The organism is bacterium, assembly GCA_020440705.1.
Taxonomy (GTDB): Bacteria; Krumholzibacteriota; Krumholzibacteriia; order LZORAL124-64-63; family LZORAL124-64-63; genus JAGRNP01.
Genome location: JAGRNP010000078.1, coordinates 1 through 19,536, shown reverse-complemented (window position 1 = coordinate 19,536; position 19,536 = coordinate 1). Strand labels below are relative to the sequence as shown.

The window sequence follows — 19,536 nt, the reverse complement described above, 5'->3', positions numbered from 1 at the left end:
CACTGGGGGCCACCCCAAGAACTCTCGGCAATAACTCTCTTAAAATTCTAAGTTGTCCGCACAACGTTGTGCTTCACGTGCAGCCGCAGCCGGCGAAGCCGGCAGGGCGCGGCGCTTGCGCACGCAAGCGACGTGACCGGTGCGGCTGTCGCGTGAAAGCACTTGTTAGGTTCCAAAAAATGCTTCCTACGCCCCAACTGTTCACCGAATAAGTCTACCGCAGTCAGCGAGCCCGATCAAACGAACCGAGCACCGAATTCAGCGACGGCCCCGAGCCCGGTGGTCTTCCCGGGATTACCTCCCAGGCGCATGCCGCGTTCAACGCCAGGCCGCGGGACCCGCGACCCGACGAGCAATCCCTTGGGGCCCTCTAGGCAGGAACCCAGGCACCTTCTCCCCGCCAGAAGCCTGCACCGCCGGCGGCCAGGTCTCCCGCCACACCTTTCCAGGGCGGATTCCAGACCGGCCGGGTCAGGCCGGTGCCGAAGGCGCGTGCCGACACCCTTCGAAAGAGCCAAGCCGCCAGACCCCAGAACAAAACCAGACACTTGTGCCCGCTCGAGGCAACCGAGGCCTGGCCCCTGCCACCCAGCGGGTCCCGAGGCCGCTCCTCGCTCTGGAACTCGGTGCCCCGGCTCAGTACGATGCTGGACGGAGCCCGGCCCGATGACAAGCGATCACGACGGAGCTTTCTGTGGCCAAACCAGATGGACTGGGTGCGAGTACGTTTCCGCGATGCGGCGCGACATGGCGCCGCTCTTAGCCATAATGCTCTATAAACCTTGTGTACCTAACGTTGTGCTTCACCTGCAAGCGGCCGGCGAAGCCGGTTGCGGCGCGCGGATTGCGCAAGCAAGCCGCGTGACGCAAAAAGCGCAGTCAGGTGAAAGCACTTGTTGTGAGGCGGCCCCAAGCGCGGGTGCCCAACAACCCAAGAGCATTCGCTCTGTGATTCTACCAAGGCCTCCGGGTCCGATCAATTGCACTGCGATTGGGTTTCCAATCGACAGGGCTCCGGGCGGCGGCCGAACACCCGCCTGGCCGACGCGACAGGCGAGCTTCCGTCACCACCAACGCTCAGCGCCATCTCGTCGCCGAGAGATTGCCAAGGCCAGCCGGGCAGCCCAACTCCAGGATCGAAGCGCGGTGGCCGATCTGCACTTTCCAGGGCAATTCTGCCACGACGAGCGGGCCACGGCGGTCCACTCCAGCGGAAACTGCCGCAATGCCATTCGGTCCATTCTGGGTTCTTGAGGCTCCGAAAAACCGTCGAGATCGGCCGCCGAATCGGCTCGGCCAGGGGCCGATGCGTCACTGGGGGCCACCCCAAGAACTCTCGGCAATAACTCTCTTAAAATTCTAAGTTGTCCGCACAACGTTGTGCTTCACCTGCAAGGCCAGGCCGCGCAGCGGCCAGGGCGCGACGCTTGCGAAAGCAAGCGGCGTGACCGGTGGCCTTGTCGGGTGAAAGCGCTTGTTAGATAGCCTAGCGACTAGCTACCTGAGGCCCTACGCTCCGAACCCCGCTCTTGCTGACCTCGAACGTATATGAACTCTCTCCACCGGAGTACGACGCCGACTTCCAGCCGCAACCGCGTTGCGACGTAAGCACAGTGCCTGTGTCGGAAACCTCTACGCGCAACTCGAAACCAGGATTCGAGTATCGACCGATACCCCAGCAAACGACGCCAACCAGCACGGTCAGCAGTATCCACCTATACTTAGCTCGCATTGTGCCTCCAATCACTTGCAACCGCCATGAACAAAGCAAACCCCGAGGAGCCTTATGGCGACCATTTGGCCGTCAGTAACTGCTCGGCCTTCTCCACTGGATAGAAGGACTCGGACAGCTTTCGAGACACCAGGCATGGAGTTTCGGCTAGCCGCCCTTCAACTGCTGCCAGACCCTGCAACTGGCTCGCCCCAGCCTCCCAATAGGAAGGCATAAGGAATGCGAAGTCATTCATTGTACCCAACACTGAACGACTGTTTGTCTTTGCGACGACTACCTCACCCATTGCAAGTAGTTCACTTGCGAGAACCTTCCGTCGAACTCCCAGCCTCTCCAACCGGGCCCCTACAAGTTCGCGCAGACGAAGTGGAAGAGTTCGGGCGTCGCGAGCCGGTACAACAACAGCAAGCAGAGATAGCTCACTAACTAGGAGCAGAAGCGGCTGACGGCCGACGAACACCCGGTTAACGCACCAGTCACCCAGCGCCGTATCAGAGTCGGCAGAAACCTCAACCGCCGGCGGAAGGTACTTCAGGACCTTTCCTGTTGCTCGCAAGGTGACCATCGACTGCCCTTTGACTCTTCTGCCTATCTAACTACTATTCGGCGGTTCTCGGATAAGTTGGGAAACTGGGGTTTACGCGTTTTCTATGTGAATCCGAGATTCCGCTTGTCTAAATGCTTCCAGAAATCTTGGGATGAGTTTAAGCTACTGAAAGACACCAGTCAACCCGTGCTGGCCCAATTTGGATTAGCTTGCGCAATGGGTTGTCTAAATAGAATTGGGGTGGGAGCCATTGTGTTTCCTCCCACCCTATCCGTGTGCCGGCTCGCCCCTGCCTCCCCTCCCCTACAACCGATCCAACGGACTCTTCACCCCCAGTGGTCCCCGCTCCAGCACGTGGGTGTAGATCATCGTCGTCCGCACGTCCTTGTGGCCGAGCAGCTGCTGGATGGTCCGGATGTCGTACCCGTCCTCCAGCAGGTGGGTCGCGAACGAGTGGCGCAGCACGTGGGTGGTCACGCGCTTGGAGATGCGGGCGGCGCGGGCGGCGTCCTTCACGGCCCGTTGCAGCACCGTTTCGTGCAGGTGGTGTCGCCAGCCGTGGCCGGTTTCCGGCTCGGTGTGCACGCGGGTGGCCGGGAAGAGCCATTGCCAGCCGAGTTCGTGGCCGGCGTTCGGGTACTTGCGGGTGAGGCCCGGATCGAGCAGGACCCAGCCGGCACCCTTGGCGCTGTCGCGTTGGTGCTGGCGACGGACGCTGGCCAGTTGGGCCTCGAGGGCGGGGCGCAGGCCGTCCGGGAACAGGGTCACGCGGTCCTTGGCGCCCTTGCCGCGGCGGACGGCCAGTTGGCGGCGGTCGAAGTCGACGTCCTTGACGCGCAGGCGGCAGCATTCGAGCAGGCGCAGGCCGCCGCCGTACATGAGGGCGGCCATGAGGCGGGGGGTGCCCTGGAGCTGGTCCAGGAGGTCGCGCACTTCGCTGCGCGAGAGCACCACCGGCAGGTTGCGGCGGGGTTTGGCGCGCACCACGTCGTCCAGCCAGGGCATCTCCACGCCCAGCACGTCCCGGTAGAGGAAGAGCAGGGCGGCGAGGGCCTGGTTCTGGGTCGAGGGGGCGACCTTGCGTTTGACGGCCAGGTGGGTCAGGAAGGCCGTGACCTCGGGGCGGCCGAGGGCCGCGGGGTGGCGGGTGCCGTGGAAGCGGATGTAGTCCAGGATCCAGCGCACGTAGACCTGCTCCGTGCGGCGGGCGTAGTGCTTCAGGCGCATGGCGTCGCGGACGCGTTCCATGAGGCGGGGCTCGGACATGGCGGACTCCTTTCGTCCGGCCGAGCCTAGCAAGGGCTGCACCCCGATTGCCAGGGTCATCAAACTCTGGTATCATTGTGCAAAACAGGGCCGCCCCCGGGGGCGGTCTGCGTGTACCGGTCGCTCCGTATCCCCGAGGAATTTCCCGTGATGCTGCGCCGCCTCGTCATCGCCGCACTGCTCGTCGCCGCTTTGGGTGCCGGCGTCTGCGCGCGGGCGGGCACCGGGTTCGGCGACAGCGGGCCCGCGGTCGTCGACACGGCGCCGCCCGTGGTCACGGTCGAGGATCCGGCCGCGCACACCGTGCTCCAGACGGGGCAGCAGATCAGCCTCGGCTACAGCCTGGCCGACGACCATCCGGGCACCGATGCGGGCGACAACCGCACCGAGGTGTGGTTCGGCGATCTGCTCTGGGAGGCGGGGCCCGACGTTCCGGGCGATCAGGCGGGCACCTGGAGCTGGACGGCGCCCGACACGACGTCCGGCACCGTGCACCTCGTGGTGACGGCCACCGACGCCTTCGGCAACCGCACCACCGTGGCCAGCGGCGACTTCACGATCCTCTCCGGTGTGACCGACGTGCCCGGAGGGGTGCGGTCCGGGGTGGTGTTCCGGCGGCCGGCGCCCAACCCCTTCAACCCGCGCACGCAGCTCCGCTTCGAGTTGCCCGAGGCCGGGCCGGTGCAGGTGGCCGTGTTCGATGCGCGCGGGCGCCTGGTGCGGACTCTCGCCGCCGGTGTGCGGCCGCAGGGTCCGCTCGACCTGGCCTGGGACGGCACCGACGACGCCGGACGCCGCCAGGCGGCGGGACTGTATCTCTTCCGTCTCGACTACCGACTCGACGGGGCCGACCGCGTCGCCGTGCGCAAGGCCACCCTGCTGCCCTGAGGTCCCCCTACCGCGTCCGGCGCGAGCCGACGCCGCGCCACAGCACGAATCCGATTCCCGCCGCCGCCGCCACCGCCGCCCAGCCGTAGGGCGGGATCTGGGCCAGCCGCCCGAAGTCGAGGCGGCCGCTGCCCGCCAGCCAGCCCAGCACGAACAGGCCCACGCCGGTGGGTGCCAGCACGGCCAGGTGGTGGGGCGCCAGGGGCGGGCGTTCCGGGGCGCGGTGCGTGGCCGGGCCCAGGGCGGGACCATGGGCGAATTCCTGCAGCAGGGCCTCGCGCCACTTGCCGTCGCCGGCGGACGCGGGCGGGGCGTCGGCCGCGTGGTGCACGGCCTCGTCGCGGAGCAGTTCGGACAGGCTCTTGCGCTCACTCATGGTCGTCCTCCTCCAGCACGAGGCGCAGGCGGGTCAGGGCGCGGTGGCTGCGCACCTTGGCCGCGGTCTCCGAGATGTCGAGCCGTTCGGCCGCCTGGGCGAAGGGCAGCTCCTCGAGATAGCGCAGGGCCAGGATCTCGCGGTCGTGGGGCCGGAGCCGGGCCAGGGCCGCGCGCACCCGGGCCGCCGTCTCGCGGCGTTCGAGGGTGCGGAGCTGGTCCTCGGCGCCATCCGGCCGTTCGACGGCGATCTCGAGGGGGGCCTCGCGGGCGTCGCGGGCCTGCTCGCGCTGGGCCTGGCGCAGGCCCTCGCGCCAGGCGATGCGGTACAGCCAGCTGGAGAGCCGGCTCTCGCCCCGGAACTCGGGCAGGCCCTGGAGGGCGCGGCGGAAGACCTCGCTGAGCGCCGCGTCCAGCTCGCGCACGCGCATGCGCAGGAGCACGCCGCGCACGAGCGGTTCCCAGTCGGCGAGGAAGAGGGCGGCGCTGCGGCGATCCAGGGGCAGGTAGCGGTCCGGATGCTCGCGCGCGTCGAGGACGGCGTCGTTCATGTCGGGTGGGACCCGGTCGGGCGCGGAAAAGTTACCGGTCGGATGCGGGCGGAAAATCCTGTAACGTGCGGGGCACCGGGCGGGTCCGACCCGGTGAACGCGACGCCGAGACCCCGCAACCGACCTCTGCCGAAAGGACCGTGCGATGATCGCATTCCTGGCCCAGTCCGACCAGTCCCAGTTCATGGGGCTGCTGCTGCCCATCATCGTGATCACCCTGTCGATGGGCATCCCCATCGTGGCGATCATCACCGAGCACCTGCAGAAGCAGCAGAAGATGCGGCTCATGGAGAAGGCCATCGAGCACGGGGCCGATCCGGGCGCCCTCGAGGTGCAGGAGAAGTCGGGGCCGCGCCTGCCCTACCGCAGCGGCATGGTGTGCCTGGCCATCGGCGTCGCGCTGGTGGCGGGCGACCGGTTCATCGACATCGGGCTGGTGGGCTTCCACCTGCCGCTGGTCGTGGGTGGGCTGATCACCGGGGCGGTGGGCATCGCGCTGCTGATCAACGACTACATCAACCGCGACCGCTTCGACGACCGCACCGGCGGCGCCTGCTGATCCCCTCCGGTTTCGCACAGAGGCCAAGGCCCCGGACGTCGGTGTCCGGGGCCTTGGTCGTCTGCTGCGCGGCGGCGGCGCGGCGGCGGCGGGCCGTCAGTTCCTGCCGGCCAGGTCCAGGAAGAACGCGTACATCAGCGCCTTCTCCTCGAGGCGGCGGAAGCGGCCGCTCTTGCCGCCGTGGCCCGCCTCCATGTTGGTCTTGAAGAGCAGCGGGTTGGTGTCGGTCTTCTTCGCGCGCAGCTTGGCCACCCACTTGGCCGGCTCGAAGTACTGCACCTGGCTGTCGTGCAGGCCGGTCGTCACCAGCAGGGGCGGGTAGGCGTGGGCGCCCACCTGGTCGTAGGGCGAGTAGCTCAGCATGTAGTCGTAGGAGACCTTCTCCTTCGGGTTGCCCCACTCGTCGAACTCGCCCGTGGTCAGGGGGATCGACTCGTCGAGCATGGTCGTCACCACGTCCACGAAGGGCACCGCGGCGGTGACGCCGGCCCACAGGTCCGGGTCCAGGTTCACGATCGCGCCCATGAGCAGGCCGCCGGCCGAGCCGCCGTAGGCGAAGAGGCCGTCGGGGCGGGCGTACTGGCGGTCCACCAGGTAGTGGCCGCAGTCGATGAAGTCGGTGAAGGTGTTCATCTTCTTGAGCAGCTTGCCGTCCTCGTACCACCAGCGGCCCATCTCCTGGCCGCCGCGGATGTGGGCGATGGCGTAGATGAAGCCGCGGTCCAGCAGGCTCAGGCGCCCGCTGTCGAAGCCGGCGTCCGAGCTCAGGCCGTAGCTGCCGTAGGCGTAGAGCAGCAGCGGGGCCGTGCCGTCGACGGGCGTGTCCTTGCGCCGCACCAGGGAGATGGGCACCTGGACCCCGTCGCGGGCCGGGGCGTGCAGGTACTCGGCCACGTAGTCGCCGGCGTCGAAGCCGCCGAGGACCTCTTCCTGCTTCAGCACCGTCTTCTCGCGCGTGCGCATGTCGTAGGCGTAGGTGGTGGTCGGGGTCGTCAGCGACTCGTAGCCGAAGCGGAGCACGTCGGTGTCCATGTTCGGGTTGAACGACGACCACACCGACCAGGTCGGCTCGCCGAAGTCCAGGTCGTGGTCCGGCGCGCCATCCATGGGCACGATGCGCAGGTGGCTCAGGCCGTCGCGCCGCTCGGTCAGCACGAGCCAGTCGGTGAAGGCGTCCACGTCCTCCAGGAGCACGTCGGTGCGATGGGGCACCACTTCGCGCCAGTTGGCCAGCCAGGTCTCCTGCAGGCCGCACTCCATGAGGCGGAAGTTGGGCGCGTGCAGGTTCGTGTGCACGAGGAAGCGGTCGCCCTGGTGGCTGATGTGGTATTCCACGTCGCGCTGCCGCGGCTGGAAGACGCGGAACTCGCCGAACGGATCGTCGGCCTCGAGCAGGCGCACTTCCGAGCTCAGGGTCTGGTCGCTGATGATGTACAGGTACCGGTCCGAGCGCGAGCGCCTCACGTAGCAGGAGAAGGTGTCGTCGTCCTCCTGGTAGACGAGGGTGTCGCCCGCGGGGTCGCTGCCCACGGCGTGGCGCCAGATCTGGTACGAGCGCAGGGTCTCGGGGTCCTGGCGGCCGTAGAACACCGTCTGGTTGTCGTTGGCCCACACCACGTTGCCCGTGCTGCCGGGAATGCGCTCGGGGGCCAGTTCACCCGTCTCGAGGTTCTTGAAGTGCAGGGTGTAGAGGCGCCGGCCCTGGGTGTCCACGCCGTAGACGAGCTGCTTCGTGTCCGGGCTCACGCTCACGCCGCGCAGGGAGAAGTAGCCCTCGTCCCGGCCCATGGCGTTGCCGTCGAGCAGCACCTCCTCCGCCGCCTCCATGGCGCCGGGGCGCCGGCAGTGCAGGGCGTACTCGCCGCCGGGCACGTAGCGGCTGTAGTACCAGTACCCGTCCTTCTCGTAGGGGACCGAGCTGTCGTCCTTCTTGATGCGTCCCTTCATCTCCTCGAAGAGGGTGTGCTGCAGGGTCGCGGTGTCCTTCATCATGGCGTCGAGGTAGGCGTTCTCGGCTTCCAGGTAGGCGATCACCTCGGGATTGTCCCGCTGGTTCAGCCAGTAGTAGTCGTCGACGCGGGTGTCGCCGTGGATGGTCATGCTGTGGGGTTCGACCCGGGCCACCGGCGGCTCGGGCCGGTCGCCGCCGCAGCCGGCCAGCAGGGTCAGGATCGTACTCATCAACAGGACCGCCTTCACCCCGCGCGGGGACTGGTTGCCGATCGCCATCGGACTCGCTCGCTTTCGGCCCTAGGGGGCCTGGGTTTTGCGCGCGACCACGAAGTTCTCCGTGGCCTGCACCGGGAGCGCCGCCAGATCGGTCCGGAACAGGGTCGTCCGGACCAGGCGGCGCAGCTTCTCGTTGCCGATCATATCCATGGGCGCCGTCATGCGGAACCGCTTTTCCACCGTGAATCCCGCCGCCGCGACCAGGTCCGCGATCTCCCGCAGCCGGTAGATGCGGGCCCGGGCCCAGCGGTCGTGCAGGGCCCGGGGCCACCAGCTCACCAGCGGCACCCGGTTCCAGGGCAGCAGGGGCAGGTCGCAGCCGTGGGTCTCGAAGACCCACCAGCGGTTGGGCACCGACACCACGAGCACCCCGCCCGGTTTCAGCACCCGGCGCATCTCGGCCAGGGCCGCACGCTCGTCGGGCACGTGCTCGAGCACGGTGAACGAGGTCACGGCGTCGGCGCTGGCGTCGTCCAGGGGGATGCGCCCGTCGACCAGGGCCCGCCCCGCGACCCGGTCGGCCAGGCCGGCGGCGGCGGCGTCCCGGGCCAACTCGGCCAGGAAGGCCGGCTCCACGTCGACGCCGGTGAGGCGCTCCGCCCGCCCCGCGAAGAGCAGGGTCTGGGCCCCGTTGCCGCAGCCGAAGTCGACCAGGTGGCCGCACGGCGCCGGCAGGTGGGGCGTCACCAGGCGCACGCGGCGCGTCAGGATGAGCTGCCCCGCCCGGGCGGGCATGCCGCCGGCCAGATGGGGCGGCGGCGTCGTGGCGTTGTCGGGCGACTGGGACAAGGGCTCTCCGGCGCCGCGCGGGCGGCGCAGATTTCGGCTTGGCCGTGGCAACGGCTTCCATGATAATGGGGAATCATGAGTCAGCCCAAGGACAAAGACCCGCGGCCCGACGCCCCGGACCCCGCCGCCGACGCCGAGGACGACCTGACCCGCGAGATCCGGCAGGGCCGCCCCTTCGACGTGGCCGAAGCCGTCGGCCGCGAGGCGGGCGACGCCCTCAAGGGTGCCTCGCCCGTGGGGCCCGACCGGCAGCTGCTCATGGCCACCCGCGAACTTCTCGAAAAGCGCGTCGTCGATCCCGAGGGCATCCTGATCCAGACGGTCCTGGTGCGCCTCGAGGGCAATCCGCCCCTGCTGGCCAACCACTTCGACGATCCGGCCGGCCTGGTGCGGACCTGGCTCGAGACGGTGCTCGCCTCGCGCCTGGCCCTGACCGACTTCGTGCGCCAGGTCGACGCCCGCTGGGGACGCGCCTACGGCGAGACGCCCCGCTTCGAGGTGCACGGCCGCCAGCCGGCCCCCGACGACCCCTACACCGTGGCCGACGTGCAGGCCACCCTCGAGGGCCTGCGCGACGCCCTGGCCTGAGCCCGCCGCCGCGCCCTCAGCTCCCCTGCCCGTCCGCCAGCACCGCCGGCAGTTCGCCGAAGGCGTCGATCACGTGGTCGGGCCGGCTGGCCAGGACGACCGCGCGCTCGACCAGGCCGAAGGTGCAGCCCACCGAGACGCAGCCGAAGGCCCGCGCCGCGTTCACGTCGTTGGGGCTGTCGCCCACCATGACCACGCGGGCCGGTTCGAGGCCCAGCCCCGCCGTGGCCATGGCCAGGTGGGCCGGGTCGGGCTTGCGGGCCGGCGGTTCGTCGCCGCCCACGACCCGGGCGAACACCCCGTCCAGGCCGCAGCCCGCCAGGATGGCGTCGGTGAAGCCCCGCGGCTTGTTGGTGGCCACGAGCAGGGGCACGTGGGCCAGGGCGGCCAGGGTCTCGGGCACGCCGGGGTAGGGTCGCGTCGTGTCGAGGAGGTGGTCGGCGTAGTGGGCGGCGAAGAGGTCGAGACCGCGGCGCAGTTCGTCGGGCGTCACCGCCCGGCCCGCCGCACCCGTCCGGCCGGTGGCGCTGTCGTGGCCGAGGGTGCGCTCGAGCAGCCGCACCACGCCGTCGCCCACGTAGGAGCGGGCCGTCGCCTCGGGCAGCGCCGGCAGGCCCAGGGCCTCGCGCACGTGGTTGGCCGAGCGGGCGATGTCCCGGCCCGACGCCACCAGCGTGCCGTCGAGGTCGAAGATGATCGCGGCGACCTTCGGCATGGGCCCGCGCTCAGCCCAGGGCCACGTCGAGGGACATCATCACCGCGAAGCCGACCATGGCGCTGATGGTGGCCAGATCGGTGTTCTTCTCGAGCTGCGACTCGGGGATGAGCTCCTCGACCACCACGTAGATCATGGCCCCGGCGGCGAAGCTCAGGGCGTAGGGCAGGATCGGCTGCATCCAGATCACGGCCGCGGCGCCGATGACGCCGGCGATGGGCTCGACGATGCCCGACGCCTGGCCGTACATGAAGCTCTTGGTGCGCGACCAGCCCTCGCGCCGCAGGGGCGCCGCCACGGCCAGCCCCTCCGGGAAGTTCTGGATGCCGATGCCCAGGGCCAGGGCCATGGCCGCGCCCAGGCTCGCCTCGGGCACGCCCACCGCCACGGCGCCGAAGGCCACGCCCACGGCCAGGCCCTCGGGAATGTTGTGCAGGGTGATGGCGAGCACCAGCAGCACCGAGCGGTGCCAGCTCGTCGAGGGGCCTTCGGCCTCCTCCGTGGGGAAGCCCAGGTGCAGGTGGGGCAGGCTCTTGTCGACGAGGTAGAGGAAGGCGCCGCCGGCCAGGAAGCCCACCACCGCCGCGAGCACCGCGTTCTGGCCCTGGGCCTCGGCCATGGCGATGGCCGGATTCAGCAGCGACCAGAAGCTGGCCGCGATCATGATGCCGGCCGCGAAGCCGAGCATGGCGTCGAGCAGCTTGCGGTTGACCGTATTGAAGACGTACACCACCGCGGCGCCGAGGGCCGTCACCCCCCAGGTGAAGATGGTGGCGGCCAGGGCCTGCAGCACGGGGCCGCAATCGACGAACCATTGGGGTGGGGTCACGGCATTCCTCCGGGGGCGCGGCCAGCGGGACTCGTTCCTGACAAGCGCCCATGATACGGGTGCCCGGCCCGGGTGTCACCCCCGGTCCGGATCCGGTTCATCATTGATCCCCCGGCCGGATTCCCCCTAGAATGGCCCGACGGAACCCTCGCCCACGGATGGAGCGCCCTTGAATCCCCTCGTCGTCGGACTGATCATCTACAGCGTGCTGATCCTCGGGGTCGGCGGCTGGGCCGCCCGGCGCAACCGCACCCTCGACGACTACCTGCTGGCCGACCGCAAGCTGGGCCCCTGGGTGGCGGCCTTCAGCGAGCGGGCCAGCGGCGAGTCGGCCTGGCTGCTGGTGGGCCTGCCGGCGGTGGCCTGGGCCTCGGGCCTGACCGCCCTCTGGGTGGGCGTGGGCTGCTGCGCGGGGATCGCCTTCAGCTGGTTCGTGGTGGCCCGCCGGCTGCGCGAGGAGACCGAGCGCGTGGGCGCCATCACCCTGGCCGACTGGTTCGCCGCCCGCTTCCCCGACCCGGGCCACGCCCTGCGCATCACCGCCACGGTGATCATCCTCTTCTTCTTCACCTTCTACGTGGCGGCCCAGTTCCTCGCCGCGGGCAAGGTGCTGAACTACTACCTGAACATCCCGCCCCTGGCCGGCATGGCCATCGGCGCCGTGCTCATCCTCTTCTACACCGCGGCCGGCGGCCTGCTCGCGGTGGCCTGGACCGACCTGGTCCAGGGCATCATCATGCTCGTCACCCTGGCCGTGCTGCCCCTGGCCGTGCTGGCCGAACTGGGCGGCTTCGGCGGCCTGCACGAGCGCCTGGCCGCCCTCGGCGGCACCTACCTGGCCCTGGCGCCCGGCGCCTCGGGCTGGGCGGCCGCCAGCGCGGTGGCCGGCAGCCTGGCCATCGGCCTGGGCTACATGGGCCAGCCCCACCTGGTGCTGCGCTTCATGGCCATCACCTCGGGCGCCGAGGTGGCCAAGGGCCGCGTCATCGCCATCGCCTGGGCGCTGATCGCCTTCGGCGGGGCCATCCTCATCGGCATCACCGGCGTGGCCTTCTTCGGGCCGGACATCGTGGGCGAGGGCGGCCTGATCGCCGACTCCGAGCAGCTCATGCCCATGATGGCCCGCCACTTCATGCCCTCCGGGCTGGCGGTGCTCATGATCACGGGCGCCATCGCGGCCATGATGTCCACCGCCGACAGCCAATTGCTTGCATCGGCGAGCGCCATCAGCGAGGATATCTACCGACGGCTGATCCGGCCCGACGCCTCCCAGGCGCGCCTGGTGGCCATCGGGCGCTGGGCCACCCTGGGCGTGGGCCTGGTCGGCTTCCTGCTGGCGTGGCGGGCCCAGGATCTGGTCTTCAACATGGTGCTGTACGCCTGGGCCGGCCTGGGGGCCGCCTTCGGCCCGCCGCTGCTGCTGTCCCTGTACTGGCGCCGCACCAGCCGCGCGGGGGTCCTGGCGGGCTTCGTCAGCGGAACCGTGGTCGTCGTGGCCTGGTACAACGTCGCGCCGCTCAAGGCGGCCCTCTACGAGATGATTCCCGGCTTCGCGGCCGCCCTGGTCGCGACCGTGGCCTTCAGCCTGCTCAAGCCGGACACCGAGCAGCCGATCCAACCCAGGGAAGGGTGACCACATGACAGGCAAGAAACAGGGACTGCTGAAGGACGGAACCCGCCGCCGCAACGCCGGCCGCGGGGGCGGCATGCCGCGCATCATGTGGCTGGCCATCCTCGTGTGCATCGTGGGCGCGGTGTTCCTGTTCCGCACCCAGAGCGCCGACGTGCCCGCGGGCATCGGCGAACAGCAGACCGTGGTCACCGCCCCAGACGTCGAATCGAACCTGTCCGATGCGCCCATCCATTCGGGCGACGTGGACATCGCCGGCGAGTCCACGACCCTCGTGCCCGAGGAGGGCGCCGGCCAGAAGCCCACGGCCGCCGCCGCCGCGGCCGACACGCCGGTGCCGACCCCGGACACCACCCCGCCCGCCCCCGCGACGACGACGCCGGCCGCCACCGCGACGCCCGCCACGACCCCGACCCAGAAGCCCAGCGCGCAGGTCGTGCCCCTCGAGCTCGGCCCCTACGTGGTGCAGGTCGGTTCCTTCGGCAACGCCGACAACGCCGACCGCGAGGCCGAGCGTCTCCAGGCCAAGGGCTGGGACGCCCGCGTGAAGGTCGGCAACACCTCGGACGGCACCATCATCTACCGCGTGCGCATCGGCTACTTCCCGTCGCGCGCCGACGCCGAGACCTTCATCAAGCAGAACCGGACCCTCATGCCGGGCGCCATCGCCCAGCACCGTTGAGCCGGTCCCGTTGACCACGCGCCTGCCCACTCGCCGGCACGGCCCCGCCAGGAGGATCCCATGCGCCAGGCCGTGATCACCGGCACCGGGTACTTCGTGCCCGACAACGTCGTGACCAACGACGACCTGACCCGCCTGATGGACACCAGCGACGCCTGGATCGTCGAGCGCAGCGGCATCCGCGAACGGCGCTGGCTGCGGCGCGACGCCGACGGCCGCACCGAGATGACCGGCAGCGAGATGGGCGCCGCCGCGGCGCGCGCGGCCCTGGACCGGGCGGGGGTCGCCCCGGGCGACGTCGACCAGGTCATCTTCGCGACCCTGAACCCGGACCTCTTCTTCCCCGGCAACGGCGTCTTCGTCGAGGACCTGCTCGGCCTGCAGACCGCCGGCGCCATGGACATCCGCAACCAGTGCACGGGCTTCGTGTACGGGCTGGCCGCCGCCGACGGCTTCATCAGGGCGGGCACCGCCGACACGGTGCTGGTGATCGGCGCCGAGGTCCAGAGCACCGCCCTGAACGCGACGACCGCCGGCCGCGACGTGGCCGTGCTGTTCGGCGACGGGGCCGGCGCCGCCGTGGTCCAGGCCCGCGAGGGCACCGACCGCGGCGTGCTCGCCTCGGTGCTGCACAGCCAGGGGCGCTTCGCCCGCGACCTGTGCGTGGTGGCGCCCGAGGCCACGGTCGCGGGACGCGTCACCCCGGCCATGCTCGACGCCGGCCTGCACTTCCCCCACATGAACGGCCCGCTCGTCTTCAAGCACGCCACCCGGCGCTTCGGCGAGGCCATCGCCGCGGTGCTGGCGAAGGGGGGCGTCGCGCCGGACGACGTGGCCCTCGTCATTCCCCACCAGGCCAACCAGCGCATCACCGACGCGGTCGCCGCCCGCCTCGGGTTCGGCCCGGAGAAGGTCTACGCGAACATCGCACGCTACGGCAACACGACGGCCGCCTCGATCCCCATCGCCCTGGCCGAGGCCGTGGCCGAGGGGCGCGTGCGGGAGGGCGACCTGGTGGTGCTGGTGGCGTTCGGCTCCGGGTTCACCTGGGGCGCCAACCTGCTGCGCTGGTAGCGGAAAACGGTCGCCGGGGTGCAACCCGGCCGGCGCCCCTGCGTAGGTGTCGGGTCCGTCCCCGCACCTCCCGACGCGAAGGACCAACGGCCTTGCAGAATCCGCCCCTGACCTCGTCCGCGCGGCCACGCGCCGCCGCCGGCCTCGCCCTGTGCGCCCTGCTGCTCGCCGCCGGCGCGGCCTCGGCCCAGCGGGCCGACCACCACCCGGCCTGGGAGGCGGTGCGCTTCCCCGAACTCACCACCCGCCCCGCCCGCGGCCCCATCGCCATCGACGGCGTGCTGGACGACGCCGGCTGGGAGGGCCTCACCCCCGCCCTGAACTTCGTCGAGCACCAGCCCGGCGACCAGACCCGCCCCCCGGTCGACACCGAGGTGTGGGTCACCTACAACGACGAGTTCCTCTACATCGCCTGGCAGTGCTTCGACGATCCGGCCCGGGTGCGCGCCACCTTCACCGAGCGCGACCGCATCTGGAACGACGACTACGTGATCCTCGCGCTGGACACCTTCGCCAGCCAGGGCTGGGCCTACGAGATCGCGGCCAACCCCTACGGCATCCAGGGCGACCTGCTCTGGTCGGCGGGCCACGGCGAGGACATGACCTACGACCTGGTCTACTACACCAGCGGCCGCATCACCGACACGGGCTGGGTGGTCGAGATGGCCATCCCCTGGACGGGGCTGCGCTTCCCGGACCAGCCGGAGCAGGTGTGGCGCGTCGACTTCTGGCGCAACCATCCCCGCGAGGTGCGCGGCCAGTATTCGTGGGGCGAATACGACCGCGACGACGACTGCTGGCCCTGCAACTGGGGCACCCTGCGCGGCATCACGGGCGTGCGGCCGGGCAGCGGCCTGGAGATCCTTCCCTCGTTCGTGGCCAGCCAGGCCAGCCGGCGCGACGAGGACACCGGCGAGTTCGCGAACGGCGACCTGAAGGGCGAGCCGGGCGTGGGCGTGAAGTACGGCATCGGGCCCACCACCACGGCCGAGGCCACGGTGAATCCCGACTTCAGCCAGGTCGAGTCCGACGCGGCCCAGATCGACGTCAACTCCACCTTCGCCCTCTTCTACCCGGAGAAGCGCCCCTTCTTCCAGGAGGGCAGCGACCTGTGGAACACCTGGTTCAACGTGGTCTACACCCGTTCCATCAACCAGCCCCTGTGGGCGGCCAAGGCCACCGGCCGGCCCGGCGCCTCGAACTTCGCCGTGATGACGGCCCAGGACGAGGCATCGCCCTACATCATCCCCTTCGCCGAGGAGAGCGTGCTGCTCGAGGCGGGGCGCAGCTGGTCGACCCTCGGCCGCTACCAGCGCACCCTGGGGTCCCAGTCCCACGCCGGCGCCATCTTCACCGACCGGCGCCACGAAGGCGGCGGCTCGGGCACCACCTTCGGCGGCGACACGCGGCTGCGCCTGACCCAGAACGCGTCCATCGAACTGCAGGTCCTGGGCAGCTACACCGAGGAGCCCGACGCCCCCGCGCTCACCGCCGACCTCGACGGCGAGACCTTCGACGGCGGCAAGCACACCCGGAGCTTCGACGGCGAGACCTTCTGGGGCCAGGCCGCCTACGCCAGCTTCGAACGCTACGGCCGCCACTACAGCCTCGACTTCGACTATTGGGGCCGCAGCCCCACCTACCGGGCCGAGAACGGCTTCGAGCCCCGCAACGACCAGCACCAGACGACGCTGTGGAACAGCTACACCTTCTACCTGGACGACCACCCGCTCTTCGACCGGGTCGGCGTCAGCGCCCACGCCGGCCGGGTGTGGAACTTCGACGGCCTGAAGAAGGACGAGTGGCTGGGCGGCGCCATCTGGACCCGCCTGCGCTGGGCCCAGACCTACATCGAACTGGAGCACATGGACAGCAACGAGCTCTTCCACGACGTCCAGTTCGACGGCATCTTCCTCAACGAGATCGACTTCCAGCTGAATCCGGCCGAGGTGATCAACGGCGGCGGCAGCTACTCGTACGGCCATCGCATCGCCCGGGGCGACCTGGTCATGGGCAAGGAGACGAACTACTCGGGGTGGGTGAACCTCAAGCCCGTCAGCCGGCTGGTCTGGGAGAACAGCTTCAGCTACATCCGCTCCACGTCGGTCGACGACGGTCAGCGGCTGTTCGCGGGCTACGTGGCCCGCTCGCGGCTGAACCTGCAGCTGAGCCGGGAGTGGTCGGCGCGCGTGGTGCTGCAGTACAACGACTTCGCCAACAGCTGGGACGCCGACCCCCTGCTCACCTGGCGCCTGAACCCGTTCTCGATCTTCTACGTGGGCTCCACGCGGAACTACGGCGAGTTCAGCCCCGACCCGGGCTTCGAGGAGGAGAAGTGGCGCCTGATGGCCCGCACCTACTTCATGAAGATCCAGTACCTGTTCCAGATCTAGCCGCGCCAGGCGCTGCAAAGAGAAGGCCGGCCCCTTGATGGGGCCGGCCTTGCCTCGTCCGGGATCGGCCGTGGCTCAGATCGACTCGGGGCCCGAGTTGTACATCTCCTGGGCCTGCAGGATGCACTTCACCTTGAAACTGAGCGACATGATGCCCACGGCGAGCCGCTCGTTGCGCACGGCCACGCCCTCGGGGACCTTCAGGTCGGTCGGGGCGAAGTTGAAGATGCCGATGATGCCGGCGCCGACGAGGCGGTCGGTCACACCCTGGGCCTGGGCGGCGGGCACCGTGAGGATGGCGATCTTGATCTTCTCGGCCTGGATCACCGTTTCGAGTTCGTCCATGTCGCGCACGGGGCAGCCCCGCATCTCGACCCCGACCAGCTTCGGGTTGGTGTCGAAGATGCCCTTCACCGGGAAACCCTGCAGATCGAGGTTCTGGTAGTTGGCCAGGGCCTGGCCCAGGTGCCCGGCGCCGATGATGGCCGTCGGCTGGGGCACGGAGATGCCGATGATCTTCTCGAGGGCCGGCACCAGCTTCTCCACCTGATACGGGCGCCCGGGGCGGCTGAAGCCACCGAAGTAGTGGAAATCGTGGCGCAGCTGGCTGGCCTTGATGTCCAGCGACTCGGCCAGCTGGCGGCTCGAAACGTCCTCCACGCCGATGGCCTGGAGCATCTTCAGCTTCTCGAGATAGAGGGGGAGCCGATGGATCGTGGCATCGGGGACATCGCAACTCTTCCGGTTCTTCCTCACCCTGCCGCCTCCTCCACGATTGTCAGGAAACTCACAAAATCGCTCCGCGGGCGCACGAAGCTGTGAAATCGTTGTCAAGCTACGATAGCGAGGTTGTTAAATTTCGTCAAGTCAGAAAATGGGACGATTTTGGTAATCGCCGATTTTGAAAACGGGGCTCGCGGAATCAGGCCAACGAAAACTGGAGGTTCGGTTTACGCTCCTCTATCTTGGACTCCGACCGGTGTGGACCCGTCCCCACGTCCCGATCCCATTTCGCGAGGACCGCCGCCCATGGACGATCGTTTTCTCGTCGCCGACCCCTGGCTGCGCCAGCCCCTGCCCGCCTTCGGCAGCCTGGGCCCCGCCGACTACGCCGACCTCGGTTTCCTGTGCGGCCTCGAGGTGCACCAGCAGCTCCTGACGGTGCGCAAGCTCTTCTGCCGCTGCCCCGCCGGCCAGTACAACAACAACGAGCACCACGCCGAGATCCTGCGGCACATGCGGCCGACCCTGAGCGAGATGGGCGAATACGACGGCACGGCCCTGATGGAGTTCAAGACCCGCAAGGACATCGTCTACCTGCTCAACCAGAACACCGTCTGCACCTACGAGATGGACGACGCCCCGCCCTTCGAGATCGACGACGTGGCCCTCGACCGCGCCATCGGCGTCTCGATCCTGCTGGGCCTGAACGTGGTCGGCGAGGTGCACATCACGCGCAAGCAGTACCTCGACGGCAGCATCCCCACCGGCTTCCAGCGCACGGCCATCATCGGCACCGACGGCGACATCCCCTTCCGGGGACGCGACATCCACATCCGGCAGCTCTCCATCGAGGAGGACAGCTGCCGCGAGGTGAGCGACCGGGGCCACCGGCGCGTCTACCGCACCGACCGCCTGGGCATGCCGCTCATCGAGACGGTGACCGATCCGGACATGAAGACGCCCGAGGAGGCCATGCTCGTGGGTCAGGTCATCCGGCACCTGGCGCGGGTCAGCGGGCTGGTGCGCACGGGGCCCGGCGCCGCGCGGCAGGACGTGAACGTCTCGGTGACCGGGGGCACGCGCATCGAGATCAAGGGCGTGCCGTCGCTGCGGGCGATCCCCCGCCTGACCCACAACGAGGCGCTGCGCCAGCGCTCGCTGGTGGGCATCCGGGGCGAGCTCGCGCGCCGCGGCATCACGGCCGCCGACATCGACGACATCGGCCACGACGTGACGCCCATCGTGCGCGGCACGGCCTGCAAGTTCATCCAGCAGGCCATCGGCAAGGGGGCCACGGTCATGGCCATCGCGCTGCCCGGCTTCCAGGGCCTGCTCGAGTGCCAGACCCAGCCTCGCACCAGCTTCCTGAAGGAGTTCAGCGACCGGGTGCGCGTCATCGCCTGCCTCGACGACCTGCCCAACCTCGCGCTCTCGACCCAGGACATCCCGGGCCTCAGCAGCGGCGAGTGGGAGCGGATCGGCAAGGCCTGCGGCGTGGCGGCCGACGTGCCCGTGCTCCTGGTGTGGGGCCGCGCGGCCGACACCCGCACGGCCGTGGGCGAGATCGCCATCCGGGCGCGGGAAGCCACCCTCGGCGTGCCCCAGGAGACCCGCCAGGCCCTGGACGACGGCACCACCGGCTTCGAGCGGATCCTGCCCGGCGCCGACCGCATGTACCCCGACACGGACCTGCCGCCGATCCGGCTGGACGACGCCCGCGTCGACGGGATCCGGGACAGCCTGCCCCTGCGCCCCTGGGAGCGGGAGGCGCGCCTGCGCGAGATGGGCGTGGGCGCGGACCTGGCGACGCGTCTGGCCCGGCATCGGGCCTGGGATCTCTTCGCCGACCTGGCCGCGGTGCCGGCGGGCGCCGGCGGGCCCACCCCGCACCAGCTGGCCTCGCTGCTGCTCGACCGCTCCTGCCCCCGGCCGGCCAGCCTGGGCGCGGCCGGGTCGTGGTGGCACG

The 19,536-nt window shown here is 69.7% G+C and carries 16 protein-coding genes; 8 read left to right on the top strand and 8 right to left on the bottom strand.

Going from position 1 to position 19,536, the window contains the following annotated elements; translation table 11 throughout:
- Window positions 1-2,582: 2,582 nt before the first annotated feature.
- Window positions 2,583-3,545 carry an integron integrase gene (locus KDM41_12085; protein MCB1184166.1) on the bottom strand — a complete coding sequence of 321 codons (963 nt, stop codon included), beginning with the start codon at window positions 3,543-3,545 and terminating at the stop codon, window positions 2,583-2,585.
- Window positions 3,546-3,692: 147 nt separating this feature from the next.
- Here KDM41_12085 and KDM41_12080 point away from each other — a divergent pair, with 147 nt between their 5' ends.
- On the top strand, window positions 3,693-4,433 hold the full coding sequence (locus KDM41_12080) for a hypothetical protein (GenBank protein MCB1184165.1): 741 nt from the start codon (window positions 3,693-3,695) through the stop codon (window positions 4,431-4,433).
- Window positions 4,434-4,440: 7 nt separating this feature from the next.
- Here the strand turns inward: KDM41_12080 and KDM41_12075 are convergent, their stop codons facing one another.
- Together KDM41_12075 and KDM41_12070 are read right to left on the bottom strand one after the other, a co-directional pair.
- A complete protein-coding gene (locus tag KDM41_12075) occupies window positions 4,441-4,809 on the bottom strand; it encodes a hypothetical protein (protein ID MCB1184164.1) in 369 nt (122 codons plus the stop codon).
- Window positions 4,802-5,359 (bottom strand): sigma-70 family RNA polymerase sigma factor, encoded by a 558-nt coding sequence (locus tag KDM41_12070; protein MCB1184163.1) that lies wholly within the window; start codon window positions 5,357-5,359, stop codon window positions 4,802-4,804. The genes KDM41_12075 and KDM41_12070 overlap by 8 nt, the downstream gene beginning before the upstream one ends.
- 145 nt (window positions 5,360-5,504) lie before the next feature.
- On the opposite strand from KDM41_12070, the gene KDM41_12065 reads away from it, so the two are divergent.
- Window positions 5,505-5,918, top strand: a complete 414-nt coding sequence (locus tag KDM41_12065; GenBank protein MCB1184162.1) for a hypothetical protein — start codon at window positions 5,505-5,507, stop codon at window positions 5,916-5,918.
- A 96-nt stretch (window positions 5,919-6,014) separates the two neighbouring features.
- Here KDM41_12065 and KDM41_12060 read toward each other — a convergent pair whose 3' ends face one another.
- Together KDM41_12060 and KDM41_12055 are read right to left on the bottom strand one after the other, a co-directional pair.
- On the bottom strand, window positions 6,015-8,147 hold the full coding sequence (locus KDM41_12060; GenBank protein ID MCB1184161.1) for a S9 family peptidase: 2,133 nt from the start codon (window positions 8,145-8,147) through the stop codon (window positions 6,015-6,017).
- 21 nt (window positions 8,148-8,168) lie between these two features.
- Window positions 8,169-8,936 (bottom strand): methyltransferase domain-containing protein, encoded by a 768-nt coding sequence (locus tag KDM41_12055; GenBank protein ID MCB1184160.1) that lies wholly within the window; start codon window positions 8,934-8,936, stop codon window positions 8,169-8,171.
- A 75-nt stretch (window positions 8,937-9,011) separates the two neighbouring features.
- Here KDM41_12055 and KDM41_12050 point away from each other — a divergent pair, with 75 nt between their 5' ends.
- Window positions 9,012-9,524 carry a hypothetical protein gene (locus tag KDM41_12050; protein MCB1184159.1) on the top strand — a complete coding sequence of 171 codons (513 nt, stop codon included), beginning with the start codon at window positions 9,012-9,014 and terminating at the stop codon, window positions 9,522-9,524.
- Window positions 9,525-9,540: 16 nt separating this feature from the next.
- On the opposite strand, the gene KDM41_12045 is transcribed toward KDM41_12050, so the two are convergent.
- Both KDM41_12045 and KDM41_12040 read right to left on the bottom strand, forming a co-directional pair.
- Window positions 9,541-10,239: an HAD-IA family hydrolase gene (locus tag KDM41_12045; protein ID MCB1184158.1), complete on the bottom strand. Its 699-nt coding sequence runs from the start codon at window positions 10,237-10,239 to the stop codon at window positions 9,541-9,543.
- A gap of 10 nt (window positions 10,240-10,249) precedes the next feature.
- On the bottom strand, window positions 10,250-11,068 hold the full coding sequence (locus KDM41_12040) for a ZIP family metal transporter (protein MCB1184157.1): 819 nt from the start codon (window positions 11,066-11,068) through the stop codon (window positions 10,250-10,252).
- Between the two features lie 169 nt (window positions 11,069-11,237).
- Here KDM41_12040 and KDM41_12035 point away from each other — a divergent pair, with 169 nt between their 5' ends.
- The 4 genes from KDM41_12035 to KDM41_12020 all read left to right on the top strand — a co-directional run bounded on the left by KDM41_12035 (window position 11,238) and on the right by KDM41_12020 (window position 16,847).
- Window positions 11,238-12,701 (top strand): sodium/proline symporter, encoded by a 1,464-nt coding sequence (locus KDM41_12035; GenBank protein MCB1184156.1) that lies wholly within the window; start codon window positions 11,238-11,240, stop codon window positions 12,699-12,701.
- 4 nt (window positions 12,702-12,705) lie between these two features.
- Entirely contained in the window at window positions 12,706-13,380 is a 675-nt protein-coding gene (locus KDM41_12030) for an SPOR domain-containing protein (GenBank protein MCB1184155.1), read from the top strand.
- A 60-nt stretch (window positions 13,381-13,440) separates the two neighbouring features.
- The gene (locus tag KDM41_12025; protein MCB1184154.1) at window positions 13,441-14,454 is read left to right on the top strand and encodes a ketoacyl-ACP synthase III; all 1,014 of its coding nucleotides are present in this window, start codon (window positions 13,441-13,443) and stop codon (window positions 14,452-14,454) included.
- A 92-nt stretch (window positions 14,455-14,546) separates the two neighbouring features.
- Window positions 14,547-16,847, top strand: coding sequence for a carbohydrate binding family 9 domain-containing protein (locus tag KDM41_12020; GenBank protein MCB1184153.1), 2,301 nt, complete (start codon window positions 14,547-14,549; stop codon window positions 16,845-16,847).
- A gap of 75 nt (window positions 16,848-16,922) precedes the next feature.
- On the opposite strand, the gene KDM41_12015 is transcribed toward KDM41_12020, so the two are convergent.
- Window positions 16,923-17,603: a redox-sensing transcriptional repressor Rex gene (locus KDM41_12015; GenBank protein ID MCB1184152.1), complete on the bottom strand. Its 681-nt coding sequence runs from the start codon at window positions 17,601-17,603 to the stop codon at window positions 16,923-16,925.
- A gap of 273 nt (window positions 17,604-17,876) precedes the next feature.
- Between KDM41_12015 and gatE the strand changes: the two genes are divergently transcribed.
- The coding region (gene gatE / locus KDM41_12010) for a Glu-tRNA(Gln) amidotransferase subunit GatE (protein ID MCB1184151.1) at window positions 17,877-19,536 on the top strand (1,660 nt) is incomplete at its 3' end.

Excerpts from the sequence above, each read along its gene's own strand:
- KDM41_12030 (MCB1184155.1), top strand. The coding sequence starts at position 12,706 with ATGACAGGCAAGAAACAGGGACTGCTGAAGGACGGAACCCGCCGCCGC.
- KDM41_12060 (MCB1184161.1), bottom strand. The coding sequence starts at position 8,147 with ATGGCGATCGGCAACCAGTCCCCGCGCGGGGTGAAGGCGGTCCTGTTG.
- KDM41_12050 (MCB1184159.1), top strand. The coding sequence starts at position 9,012 with ATGAGTCAGCCCAAGGACAAAGACCCGCGGCCCGACGCCCCGGACCCC.
- KDM41_12075 (MCB1184164.1), bottom strand. The coding sequence starts at position 4,809 with ATGAGTGAGCGCAAGAGCCTGTCCGAACTGCTCCGCGACGAGGCCGTG.
- KDM41_12045 (MCB1184158.1), bottom strand. The coding sequence starts at position 10,239 with ATGCCGAAGGTCGCCGCGATCATCTTCGACCTCGACGGCACGCTGGTG.
- KDM41_12085 (MCB1184166.1), bottom strand. The coding sequence starts at position 3,545 with ATGTCCGAGCCCCGCCTCATGGAACGCGTCCGCGACGCCATGCGCCTG.
- KDM41_12065 (MCB1184162.1), top strand. The coding sequence starts at position 5,505 with ATGATCGCATTCCTGGCCCAGTCCGACCAGTCCCAGTTCATGGGGCTG.
- KDM41_12070 (MCB1184163.1), bottom strand. The coding sequence starts at position 5,359 with ATGAACGACGCCGTCCTCGACGCGCGCGAGCATCCGGACCGCTACCTG.
- KDM41_12025 (MCB1184154.1), top strand. The coding sequence starts at position 13,441 with ATGCGCCAGGCCGTGATCACCGGCACCGGGTACTTCGTGCCCGACAAC.